At 65.0% G+C, this 12,476-nt stretch carries 8 protein-coding genes and 1 pseudogene; 3 read left to right on the plus strand and 6 right to left on the minus strand.

Going from position 1 to position 12,476, the window contains the following annotated elements:
* Genes trpA through G8E10_RS11065 form a run of 3 tightly spaced genes read left to right on the plus strand, consistent with a single transcriptional unit; the run spans position 1 to position 3,165 of the window.
* Positions 1 to 840, plus strand: a complete 840-nt coding sequence (trpA, locus tag G8E10_RS11055) for a tryptophan synthase subunit alpha (protein ID WP_132664889.1) — start codon at positions 1 to 3, stop codon at positions 838 to 840.
* Between the two features lie 49 nt (positions 841 to 889).
* Positions 890 to 1,816, plus strand: coding sequence for an acetyl-CoA carboxylase, carboxyltransferase subunit beta (accD, locus tag G8E10_RS11060; RefSeq protein ID WP_167128762.1), 927 nt, complete (start codon positions 890 to 892; stop codon positions 1,814 to 1,816).
* 8 nt (positions 1,817 to 1,824) lie between these two features.
* On the plus strand, positions 1,825 to 3,165 hold the full coding sequence (locus G8E10_RS11065; RefSeq protein WP_167128765.1) for a bifunctional folylpolyglutamate synthase/dihydrofolate synthase: 1,341 nt from the start codon (positions 1,825 to 1,827) through the stop codon (positions 3,163 to 3,165).
* An 83-nt stretch (positions 3,166 to 3,248) separates the two neighbouring features.
* On the opposite strand, the pseudogene trxA reads toward G8E10_RS11065, so the two are convergent.
* The 6 genes and pseudogenes from trxA to arfB all read right to left on the minus strand — a co-directional run.
* A pseudogene (gene trxA, locus G8E10_RS11070) lies at positions 3,249 to 3,578 on the minus strand (thioredoxin); the annotation flags it as partial.
* Between the two features lie 83 nt (positions 3,579 to 3,661).
* Entirely contained in the window at positions 3,662 to 7,231 is a 3,570-nt protein-coding gene (addA, locus tag G8E10_RS11075) for a double-strand break repair helicase AddA (protein ID WP_167128768.1), read from the minus strand.
* Complete coding sequence (gene addB / locus G8E10_RS11080; RefSeq protein WP_167128771.1) at positions 7,224 to 10,412, minus strand: double-strand break repair protein AddB; 3,189 nt, start codon at positions 10,410 to 10,412, stop codon at positions 7,224 to 7,226. Before addB ends, addA begins: the two co-directional genes overlap by 8 nt.
* A gap of 11 nt (positions 10,413 to 10,423) precedes the next feature.
* Complete coding sequence (locus G8E10_RS11085) at positions 10,424 to 11,152, minus strand: nucleotidyltransferase family protein (protein ID WP_167128774.1); 729 nt, start codon at positions 11,150 to 11,152, stop codon at positions 10,424 to 10,426.
* A 115-nt stretch (positions 11,153 to 11,267) separates the two neighbouring features.
* Positions 11,268 to 11,879, minus strand: coding sequence for an alpha-ketoglutarate-dependent dioxygenase AlkB family protein (locus G8E10_RS11090; RefSeq protein WP_167128880.1), 612 nt, complete (start codon positions 11,877 to 11,879; stop codon positions 11,268 to 11,270).
* A gap of 119 nt (positions 11,880 to 11,998) precedes the next feature.
* Positions 11,999 to 12,433 carry an alternative ribosome rescue aminoacyl-tRNA hydrolase ArfB gene (gene arfB, locus G8E10_RS11095; protein ID WP_110801163.1) on the minus strand — a complete coding sequence of 145 codons (435 nt, stop codon included), beginning with the start codon at positions 12,431 to 12,433 and terminating at the stop codon, positions 11,999 to 12,001.
* Between the last annotated feature and the right edge of the window lie 43 nt (positions 12,434 to 12,476).

Here is a 12,476-nt window from a genome sequence, read left to right on the forward strand (position 1 = left end):
ATGAGCGCACGTTTCGACAGGACCTTCGCCAAGGCTGCCGCCGATCACCGTCCGGTGCTCGTCACCTACATCATGGGGGGCGATCCGGATTTCGACACTTCCCTGTCGATCATGAAGGCGCTCCCCTCTGCCGGCGCCGATATCATCGAACTCGGCATGCCCTTTTCCGACCCGATGGCCGATGGCCCAGCGATCCAGCTTGCCGGCCAGCGCGCGCTGCGCGGCGGCCAGACGCTCGAAAAGACGCTGGAGCTCGCCCGCCAGTTCCGCAAGACGGATACGGACACGCCGATCGTCATGATGGGCTACTACAATCCGATCTACATCTATGGCGTGGACCGGTTTCTCGAAAACGCGCTTGTCGCTGGCATCGACGGCCTGATCGTCGTCGATCTGCCACCGGAAATGGACGACGAGCTTTGCTTGCCCGCCCTCAAGAAGGGCATCAGCTTCATCCGGCTGGCGACGCCCACGACGGACGGACGGCGTCTGCCCAAGGTTCTCGAAAACACATCGGGCTTCGTCTATTACGTCTCCATGAACGGCATCACGGGCTCGGCCCTACCGGAGCCGGCACTGGTCGGCGGCGCCGTGGCGCGCATCAAGGAGCATACCAACCTGCCGGTCTGCGTCGGCTTCGGCGTGAAGACGGCCGAGCATGCGCGCGCCATCGGCGCCTCCGCCGACGGCGTTGTCGTTGGCACCGTCATCATCAATCAGGTCGCATCCAGCCTGACCGAAGACGGTCAGGCCACAGGCGCGACCGTTCCGGGCGTCGAAGCTCTCGTTCGCGGCCTTTCGGCCGGCGTCCGGGCCGCACGTCTTGCCGCAGCCGAATAATCGCCCACATTCAGGGCAATGACAGGCTGAACGATTTCAGGAGTTTCATGTGAACTGGATTACCAACTACGTTCGCCCGAAGATCAATTCGATGCTCGGCCGCCGCGAGGTTCCGGAAAACCTTTGGATCAAGTGCCCGGAAACGGGCGAGATGGTGTTCCACCGCGATCTCGAAGAAAACAAATGGGTCATTCCCGCCTCCGGCTTCCACATGAAGATGCCGGCGAAGGCGCGTCTGAAGGACCTGTTCGACGAGGGCGTCTTCGAGACGCTGCCGCAGCCGAAGGTGGCGCAGGACCCGCTGAAGTTCCGCGATAGCAAGAAATATACCGATCGCCTGCGCGACAGCCGTGCGAAGACCGAGATGGAGGACACGATCCTTGCCGGTGTCGGCACCGTCGAAGGCCTGAAGCTCGTGGCCGTCGTGCATGAATTCGCCTTCATGGGCGGCTCGCTCGGCATTGCCGCCGGCGAGGCGATCATCAAGGCCTTCGAGCGCGCCATCGCTGAGAAGTGCCCGCTTGTCATCTTCCCGGCCTCGGGCGGCGCCCGCATGCAGGAAGGCATCCTCTCGCTTATGCAGCTGCCGCGCACCACCGTTGCCGTGCAGATGCTGAAGGAGGCAGGTCTTCCCTACATCGTGGTTCTGACGAACCCGACCACGGGCGGCGTCACGGCGTCCTATGCCATGCTCGGCGACCTGCATCTGGCGGAGCCCGGTGCCGAGATCTGCTTTGCCGGCAAGCGCGTTATCGAGCAGACCATCCGCGAAAAGCTCCCAGAGGGATTCCAGACGTCGGAATATCTGATGGATCACGGCATGATCGACATGGTCATCAAGCGCCATGACATTCCCTCGACGCTCGCACGCCTGCTGAAGATCATGCTCAAGAAGCCGGTCGATGCTGTCAAGCGGACCGTCGAGCCGGAAATCGTGGTTCCCCCGGCAGCGGTGCCGGTTGCGGCCAGCGTTTAAGTTCAGCGATGACCGTTGCGGCAAGCGAAGCCACGCAGGAGATCGACAAGCTCCTTGCCCTTCACCCCAAAGGCTTCGATCTGTCGCTGGAGCGCGTAACGCGCCTTCTCGACAGGCTCGGCAATCCGCAGGACCGGCTACCGCCCGTCATTCATGTGGCGGGCACCAACGGCAAGGGATCGGTTTCGGCCTTCTCCAGGGCGATCCTGGAGGCGGCGGGTCTCTCCGTCCACGTCCACACCTCGCCGCACCTCGTTACCTGGCATGAGCGCTACCGCCTCGGCATCAAGGGCGGGCGCGGTGCCTATGCTACGGATGCGGTTCTCGCAGATGCCGTGCGCCGTGTGGCGGCCGCCAATCGCGGCGAGATCATCACCGTCTTCGAGATTTTGACGGCCGTCACCTTCGTCCTCTTCTCCGAGCATCCGGCCGATGTCGCAATCATCGAGGTTGGCCTCGGCGGGCGTTTCGACGCGACGAACGTCATCAAGACGCCGGCGGTAACGACGATCATGCCGATCTCGCTCGATCATCAGGCCTATCTCGGCGACCGCGTCGAACTGATCGCCGCCGAAAAGGCAGGCATCATGAAGCGGGGCTGTCCCGTCGTTATCGGGCAGCAGGAGGAAGAGGCCGCGCGCGACGTGCTGGTCACCACCGCCGAGCGGCTGCGCTGCCCCGTGTCCGTCTACGGACAGGACTTCATGGCGCACGAGGAGTTCGGCCGCCTGATCTATCAGGACGATGACGGACTGATCGACCTGCCGCTCCCCCGCCTTCCCGGCCGGCATCAATATGCCAATGCCGCAGCGGCGATCCGCACGATTCGCGCTGCCGGTTTCGACCCGTCCGATGAGGCCATCGAGAAAGGCCTGACGACGGTCGAGTGGCCCGGCCGCCTGCAGCGGCTGACCAGCGGACGGCTGGCGGAACGCGCACCGAAACGCGCCGAGATCTGGGTGGATGGCGGCCACAATCCCGGTGCCGGTAAGGTGATCGCCGAGACGATGGCAAACCTTGAGGAGCGCGATCCGCGACCTCTGTTCCTCATCATTGGAATGATCAACACCAAGGATCCAGCCGGCTATTTCCAGGCCTTCTCCGGCCTCGCCGAGCAGGTCTTCACCGTGCCGATCCGTGACTCGGATGTCGGTATCGATCCGGCGGCACTGGCGGAAGATGCAGCGGCCCAGGGCTTCGAGGTCGAGCCCGTCTCCTCGGTCACCGAAGCACTGGCGATCCTCTCGGTCCTGTTCGAAAACCAGCCGATTGCCCCACGCATCCTTATCGGCGGCTCGCTCTATCTCGTCGGCAATGTTCTTGCCGACAATGGCACGCCGCCGCGCTGAAAGACGCCAGCGGAAGAAACGGCATGAAAAAACCCGGCTGCAAGGCCGGGTTTTCCAATTGTCATATCTGACGACGCAAACGCTTATGCAGCGGCGTTGATGATCCAGGAAGTCAGTGCGGTCTTCGGCGCAGCACCGACCTTGATGTCGGCAACTTCGCCGGCCTTGAAGATAGCCAGCGTCGGGATCGACCGGACGCCGTACTGAGCGGCGATCTCGGGGTTCTCGTCGATGTTGATCTTCGCGACCTTCACCTTGCCAGCCATCTCGTTGGAGATTTCCTCAAGGCTCGGCGCGATCATCTTGCACGGGCCGCACCATTCGGCCCAGAAATCGACGATAACCGGCTCCTGTGCATTGAGAACTTCATCCTGAAAATTGGATGTATCGACTTTCACGGTCGCCATGATGCGCTCCTGGTTTTTATGGTGCGGAGGACCCGCAGGGCATGATCAGGATGTGATGATCCGGACCCTTAATTTCAATGTCCGGTATCTCATTTTGTGGCGAGCTCCACAAGCGCGGCGTCGAGCAGGGCCTCCGGCACTTCGATTGCCGATGGACCCTCGGTAAAGACGAGGATGCAGCGGAAACGATGGGCCGGATAGAGCGGTCGAAGGATCTCCCGATAGATCGCAAGCTGTGTCCGGTAGACCATCGGTACGGCGCCGGCGTCACCGGGCACGTCGCGGTTGGTCTTGAAGTCGGCAATCACCACGCAATCGTCTGTAACGGCCAACCGGTCGATCCGGCCGGACACCGCGTGTTCGCGCGCACCGAGCCGAAGCGTGCCCATGATCGACACCTCGGCGCGGCTGGTGCCGGAGAACAGTTCGGAAAGGGCGGGATCTTCGATGACCGCAAGAACGGAGTGCACGATGCCGTCTCGCTGCGCCTCGCTCCATGTGGGAACGGCGCGCGACAGGTAGAGCGCGGCATCCGCTTCGCGCACCTCCTGCGCCCGTGCGGGCAGGACCTGCAGCAGCCGGTGCAGGATCGCCCCGCGCAACAGGGATGGTCCGGTCCGCTTGTCCTCGAGAAAGAGGCGCGATCCCGTGATCGTATCCGCTGCGTCGGCCTCGACAGTAAAGCCGGCCCCGGATGGGCTCAAGGGGCGGGGAAGGTGGCGCTGCGGCGGCAGGGGGTCGAGCAGCGCCGGCGGCAGGGCTCCGCCATCATCGGCCGTGATCTTGGCTTCTACGGGTTTGATGTCGAAATCCGTCCGCTTCGTCAGGGCATGCCAGCGCGCGCCGCTCCATTGCAGGCCGCCCACGGCAAATTCGACGGGCACCAGACGGCCTTCCACGTCCGCCGCAAGGCCGGCCCGCACCATGGCGTGCCAACTCTCGGGATTGTCGAGCTTGCCCCGATAGCCGCAGACGATCAAACGATCCGCCGCCCGCGTCATGCCCACATAGAGCAGCCGGCGATACTCTTCCTCGGCGCTTGCCTTCAGCCGCTGCGTGTCGCTGTCGATCAGGCTGTTGGAGGCTGCCCGTGGCGGTCGCCAGACGGGAATGGTCATGGTCTCCCCATCGGGGCCTCGTCCACTCGGGGAGGGCACCATGCGGAGTGCGGGAACATGCTGGTTGTTGAACGCCTTGCCGCTGCCATCGACCAGGAATACGACCGACGCTTCCAGGCCCTTTGCCGCATGCACGGTCATGACGCGAACCTCGTTGCGTTCCTTGTCCTGCTCGCGCTTGATGGTCGGCGCTTCCAGTTCGAGACCGGAGATGAAGCTCTGCAGACCGGGAAGTCCGTTGGCCTCATGATCGAGGCAGAAGGTGAGGAACTCGTCGAGGATGTCGCTGACCTCGCTGCCGAGCCGCGACAGGAACGCAGCCCGGCCGCCATCGGCACCCAGCAGACGCGCATAGAGATCATGCACCGAGAGCGTATCCGCGAGCATCCGGTAGTTCGCCAGCCGTGCGACGACCGGCTTGAGGGCCGGATCGGACGATCCTTCCAGCGCGGTCCAGAGGCTCTGGCCGAGGGGTCGCAAGGTTGCGGCGTCTGCCAGTATGTCCTCGGTCACTGCGAAAAGCGGGCTCTTCAGCACGGCGGCCAGCGACAGGTCGTCCTGCGGCAAAAGCAGGAACCGCCCGAGCGCCATCAGATCCTGCACGGCGATATGCGCCGTCAGCACCAGCCGGTCGGCACCGGCGACGGGAATATCGTGCCGCGTCTTCAGGGCGCGCATCAGCGCATTGACGAAGGCATCGCGCTTGCGCACCAGCACGATCACGTCACCTGGCCGCATGACGCGGCGTGTGGTCTTCTCGATGATGGTCTCGGTGCCGATCCAGCTCGCAAGCGTCGCTGCAATGCGTTCGGCCAGAATGTTGGCCGGCGCGTTTTCCGGCGTGGCATCGAAAGCCGCGGTCCAGTCTTCTTCCTCGAGGCTCGGCGCGGGCGCGATCGCGTCCCAGATCTCGACCAGACCCGGATGGCCGACGCGGTTGGAGGCATGCACGACGGGTTCGTTGCGGGCGCTGAGGCCCCGCGCATGGGCGGGCTGGCGAAACACCGTGTCCACGGCGGACAACACGTCCTCGGTCGAGCGGAAGGAGAGCTGAAGCTGCACGGGGCTGAAGGCGAGCCCGCTGGCGTCGATCCGCCGCTTCGCCTCCCGCTCCTCTTCTGAAAAACGCTCCGGTCGTGCGCCCTGAAACGAGTAGATCGACTGCTTTTCGTCACCGACGGCAAAGAGCGTCCGGTGGCGGCCGCGGGCGCTGTCGCCGGTGAAGAAATCCTCGGCCAGCGAGCGGATGATCGACCACTGCACGGGGCTCGTATCCTGCGCCTCGTCCACGAGAATATGGTCGATGCCCTGGTCGAGCTTGTAATGCACCCAGGCACCGACATCCGAGCGGGTCAGCAGCCGGGCGGTCCGGTTGATCAGGTCGTCGAAGTCGAGCTGGCTGCGGCTTTTCTTGATGTCCTCATAGTCCTGCGTCAGCCGCTCGGCGAGCACCATCGCCGCCTGCGTCGCCTCGAACATATGGACGAGGGCGAGCTGGTCGGAAAGCGTCAGAACCTGATCGTAGGCGGCCTGAACCTTGTCCTCGAGATCGGGTGCCGCCTTGCGCAGCGGCGCGGAAAAGAAGCCCGACATGGCTTTCGGCTTGCCCGAGGATGGGGAGAAGAACAGGTCCCGAGCGGCCTGATAGCGCTGAAGCGGCGTCTTGAGTTCTGCCGTAACCGCCAGCCCGTCGGCAAAATCCCGCACCTTGGTACCGCCCGAAGTGCGGGCGATGTCGATATAGCGCGTGAGATCCGGGCCGTTGAGGCCGGCAAGCGGCCAGAACCGCGCGATGACGCTGTCTGCCGTCTCATCACCGTCCAGCCCTAGAGCCTCGCGCAGGACACGATCGGTGCCGCCCTGCTGCTCGGCCTCGGTCAGAAAGGCCTGGAGCGCCGTACGGTTGGCGACGATCATCGACAGCAGGCTTTCGAGCCCGGTGTCGTCGGCCAGCGCCAACACGGTCTCGAACGCACCGGTCAGCACCGGATCGCCCTCGGTCGCCGCGGCCGTTAAGAGAAGACGGCGCGCATCGGCGAGCAGGATCGTTGCCGTTCGGTCGTCCAGCACGGAAAAGTGCCCGGCGACGTTGGCTTCCAGCGGAAACTGATGCAGCAGCGCTTCGCAAAAGGCATGGATCGTCTGGATCTTCAACCCGCCCGGCGTTTCCAGCGCGCGCGCAAACAGGCGCCGGGCTTCCGCGATCGTGGCAGCGCTCGGTGCCTGCCCTTCGAGTGCCGTGATCCGCGCCGAGAGCGTCGCGTCATCGAGAGTCACCCATTCAGCCAGCCGTTCGAACACGCGGTTCGACATTTCGGCGGCCGCCGCCTTGGTATACGTCAGGCAGAGAATGGCCGAGGCGCGGCATCCCGAAAGCAGCAGGCGGATGACGCGCTGGGTCAAGACATGGGTTTTGCCCGACCCGGCATTGGCCGAGACCCAGGCCGATCGCTTCGGATCCGAGGCGATAGCCTGTTGCTCCGTCGTCCAGTTCAGCCAGTCGGCCGGCGAGCCGCTCTTTGGTGCGAGATCGTCAGGCATCCCCCGTCTCCTCTTCGCCATCGGCCGTCGACCATTCGGCAACGCGCGCCAGATGATCGTATTCCCCGCCATAGGATTTCTCCTTCTGGACGATCACGCGCGAAGCAAAGCCGCGCTGGCCCGATTGCAGCGCGCGCAGCAGGCCTGTGAACTGGGCGAGCGATTCGTCCGCCAGCATGTCCGCCGTCTTCGGCTCCACATCGCCCCTCGCACGCCCCTCATTGTTGACCTCGTCCACCTTGAACTGGTCTCCCGGCTTCAGCCGGACATAAAGGAGCGAGGCGGGATGGCGCCTGCCGACCGTGTCGAAGGCGCCCGCTTTCAGCGCAGCCGCTTCGAGCGGCAGCTGCGGGTCGAGCAGTGCGCGGGCTTCCTTCACGGAAGGGTTGGCGCCGGTTTTGTAATCGACGATCACGGCCTCGCCATCGGGGCCGATGTCGATCCGGTCGGCAATACCGGTCAGTTCGATATCGGCGACGTCGACCTGAAACTTGGCATAGCGCTCCAGGAAGGATTGCCGGATTCCGTCCTTGCGGGACATCTCCCAATTGATGAATTCTCGACCGACGGCCGCAAACCGGGGCCGCCAGATGACATCGATATGCACCGGCAGGCGCTGTTCGTTAAAGGCCGCATCGATCAGCTGCTGCATGACGGCCTGCGCTTCTGGGCTCGCCGGATCGACCTCGCTTTTGGCGAAGCGCTCGACGATGGCGTGGTAGATGGTGCCGCGCTCGGCCGCACCCGGGTCGGCATTGAATCCATCGACCGGCTGGAGGCGCAGGATGCGCCGGGCATAGATGGAGTAGGGATCGCGGCGCAGGCGCCCGACCTCGCTGAAGGAGTAGCGGCGCGGTTGCAGCGCGAAATCCGGCTTCGGCTCCGGGCGCCGGGCAAGCGGCGTGTCCGGACGCGCATCGAGAAGTGCCGCATAGCGCAGCCGGTCGCGACCATTTTCGCGCAGGCGCTGTCCGAGATCCTTGCCACCGACGGCGAGCAGCCGTTGCAGCCAGCGGGAGGCGACGGTGGGCGTCGCGCCCTTGCGCAGCGACCGGCTGAACACCAGCCGCCGCGTGCCGCAGGCCATCTGGAGATCGTGGGCCAGCTGGCCGATACGCCGTTCCGGCGGCTCCAATCCGATGCCGGTCTTCATGCTGCGCGACAGGAACGGATCATTGGCAGTCTGCCCCGGCCACGTTCCTTCGTTCATACCGCCGAGGACGACGAGATCGACGCTCTGCAACCGGGCTTCCAGCGCCCCGAAGATGAAGACGCGCGGATGCCGCATGGCGCGCGGCTTGACGGCCGAGCCGGCCATCAGTGCTTCCACCGCTTCGCACCACTGCCCGCCATCCGCCTCGATCTGCCCATCCACCTCGATGACGGCGCGCAGGAGATCGGCAAGTGCGGCACCCGCCTCGCCGGACCAGAGAGCGCCGAGGTCGCCGGTCTCCGTCATGGCTACACCTTCCAGCGCCCGGCCGGTCCGCTCGGCCCAGTCGGACAGCGTCAGCGACGTGCTGAACCCGCCGGCACCCTTTCGCCGCCGCACCAGCATGGCGACAAGCGGCTCGACGGCAGTGGCGATGGCACCAGCCACGAAGCGGGCATCCTCGATATCCGCATCGGTCACCTTCGCCAGCCACTCCGGCGCATGGCGATCGGCCCGCCTTCGTACAGCCGCCTCGTCGAGCAGCGGCCTGAGGTCGGCAATATCGGCCGGCACCGTGCCGCCGCGCAGAGCCAGCAGCTCCAGCAGCGTCGCAGCCGGGCGGAAGCGCTCGGGCGACACCCCGAAGAGGGCCAGCGGATGCTTCAGCAGCGTGGTGATGGCGACGGGATCGCCGGGGCGCAGCGTCACGTCAAGCATGAGACGGAGAAGCGTGCCCTGGGGCGTGGATGCGAGCGGCGTTCCCGCCGAATCGTCCGCCTCGATGCCGAAGCGCTGCAGTTCGGCGGCCACCCGGCGGGCGAGATCGCGGTCGGGCGTAATCAGCGCGGCCTGGCATTCCTCGTCCTTCTGCAGTGCCAGCCGCAGCGACAGCGCGATCGCCGTCGCTTCCTCGCGTTCGTTGACCGCCTCGATCAGCGCCGCATCGCAAAAGGCGGCCTCGACGCGCCGCGCATCGAGCGAGCGTCGGACAGCGTCCCAGGAACTGGTCGCTTCCACCGGCAGGAAAGCGTGCGACAGCGTCTCCGCCCGGTCGGCGAGATCCGTATCGACAGTACCGATCGACACGACCTCCGTCCGTGCGATTCCCATGCGCCGGAGGAGGCGAACGAAGCCGTATTGCGGATGGCTCCGGCTGGCCGAATCGTCGCGGTGGGCGGCATCCACAGGTGGCGGATCGATGAGGCTCCAGTCCGCCTCCGTCATCGTCTCGTCGAGGCCGGGCAGCACGATCGCGCCTTGCGACAGCTTTTGCACCGCGAGGATCAGCCGGGCGGTGGCGGGAATGGAACCGGTGGAGCCTGCAATGATGACCGGGCCGTCGATGGCGCCGGCGGCGATCCGGTGGCTTTCCGCCTCAAGGATCGCATTGCGGTGGCGGGCGGGTGAGGAGCGGCTGAGTTCGGCCAGCCGGGCCGGCCAGAACTGGCTGGCGATCTGCAGAAACTCCAGCGTCAGCGTCCACCATTGCGCATAGTTGCTGGCATCGAGCGCGCCCAGGCTCTCCCAGTCCAGATCTTCCGTCTCGATATCGTCGATGATCTGCACGAGGTTGCGCGCGAGCCACAGGGCGTCGGCCGGGCTTGCCGGCGCGATCAGCGGGCTCTCGCCATGGAGTTCGGTAACGATGCGCGGCAGCGTGTTGCGCCAGGCAAGGATCAGTCGCGACAGCTCGATCAGCCGGGCCGGGCCGGTCAGCGGCGGCGCCAGATCGAGAACGGCCGGCATTTCCGCATCGAAGAAGCCGCTATCGTCGTCCGTCTCCCCCAGCGCCCGGATGACCGGCAGAATGGCCGAGCGGGCGCCGAGGCAATCCACGAACTCCGAGCGCAGCACGCGCGCCGCGCGCCGCGTCGGCACGAAGATCGTCACGCCCGCAAGCGACAGCGGATCAGCCGGATCGTAGCGGTAGTCGGGCACGATCGTGCCGTCGCAGATCGCATGGACGAGCGTCTTCAGAAAGGGCACGCCGGCCGGGATGGTGAAGACGTTCTGTCGTGCGGGCGTCATGGTTTCTTCCCTCAGGCGCGTTCCGCCAGCCGCGCAAACTGCGCTTCGGCCATGCCGATCGCATCCGGCGTACCCACGGTGATCCATTCGCCTTCGAGCATCAGACCGTAGAGACGTCCGGCCGCGATCGCCTTGTCGAAATAGATGTTGAGATTGAAGGCGTCTTTCGGCGCATCGTCGAACAGTGTGCTCATCATGGCGATGGCACCGGCATAGACGACGGGCTGCGGCAGTCCTTCGGCGTAGCGCACGAGTTGCCCGTCGGCCTGAAGCGAGAAATCTTTCTTGCCGTCATGTCCGGTCGTCCGGTCGAGATCGACGCAAAGCAGCAGCATGTCCATGCGGGCGGGATCGAATGTCTCCGCAAGCCGGGCCAGATTGCTGCGCCCTTCCGGCTCGCCGATCCAGAAGAGGTCCGCATTCATGACCAGCACCGGGCCGGGATCGAGATGTGCCAGCCCCTTGGCGAGGCCTCCGCCCGAATTCATCAGGGCCGCGCGCTCGTCGGATATCCGGATCGCCGGTGCCGCGCGGGCATGGAGATGCGCTTCCATGCGATCGGCGAAATGGTGCACGTTGACGGCCACCGTCTTGATGCCCGCAGCCACCAGAAGATCGAGCACATGGTCGATCATCGGCTTGCCGGCAATCGGCACCAGCGGCTTCGGCATCGTGTCGGTGATGGGACGCAGGCGCGTGCCGAGCCCTGCGGCCAGCACCATGGCATTTTCAATGAGCATGTCGCCCTTTCCTTGATTGGCGCCTTGATTCGCGATCGAAGCCTCGCATCATTTCCGAAACGCGGCCGGGTTCAACAACGGATGCCGTGTGGGATGTCATGTCGCCGGAGCCTTCTCAAGGGGTGACGCGCCGAAGCGTCAGGTTGATACGGCCGCCATTCTTCAGAAGCGTCGATGTCGCGGGGTAGATCCGGTCGACGCCATGAAAGGCGAGCCGGCTTTCGCCGCCGAGAACCACGATGTCGCCGCTCGACAGCTTGAAGGAGACCGTCCGGTCGTTGCGCTCGCGCCCGCCGACGCGAAACAGGCAGGCATCGCCGAGCGACACAGAGACGACCGGTGTCTGCAGATCCTGCTCGTCCTTGTCCTGATGCAGCCCCATCCGCGCGGTTTCCGCATAGAAATTGACGAGGCAAGCCTGTGGCGGCTTGTATGCACCGGCAACCGTCTGCCAGAGATCGAGCAGGCTTTGCGGAATGGCGGGCCATGGCTCCTGGCTTACGGGATGCTGAGGTTGATAGCGATACCCGAGAGCCTTGTCCGTGACCCAGCCGAGCGTGCCGCAATTCGTCATCCGCACCGACAGGTCCTTGCCGGTCTTCGGCATGGCCGGGCGATAGAGCGGGGCCGCGGCAACGACGGCTCGGATCTCCTCGACAAGGGCTTCCTGCCGATCGCGATCGAGAAAGCCGGGAATATGGCGGAAGCCTTTCGGCAGGACCAGCATGGCCTCCTCCTGTTCGCGTTGCTGCCAGTCGTTCATGGCAAGGTTCTTTGCCGGATTCCGACCGCGACGTTTACCGGTTCGAGTGTTGCATTGGCATCCTGCCCGGCGATCGCATTCATCTATTCGCCATCCGGGCGGCCACGCATCTTCTTGACCTCTCCGCGTCCGCTCTTCGCCTTCAGGCGGCGCTCCACCGAGCCGCGGGTCGGCTTGGTCTTGCGGCGGGGCGGCGGGGGCGGTTCGGCGGCTTTGAGGATCAGCGCCTTCAGCCGCTCGCGCGCGTCCTCGCGATTGCGATCCTGGCTGCGGAAGCTGTTCGCCTCGATCATCAGCACGCCCTCTTTCGAGACCCTGCGACCGGCAAGGCCGATCGCGATGTCGCGGATGCGCTCGGGCAGGGAAGGGGACGCCGCAATATTGAAGAACAGCTGGACGGCGGTCGCGACCTTGTTGACGTTCTGCCCGCCAGGGCCGCCCGCCAGCACGAACTGCTCGCTCAGTTCCCAGCCGGCAATGACGATCCGGTCGTTGATATAGAGGGGGTCGCTTGCCATGCCGTTGCCTTTCGTTCCCTGTTTATTCCAGCTTGGCGTGCTT

Source organism: Ferranicluibacter rubi (assembly GCF_011603255.1).
GTDB classification, from domain to species: Bacteria; Pseudomonadota; Alphaproteobacteria; order Rhizobiales; family Rhizobiaceae; genus Ferranicluibacter; species Ferranicluibacter rubi.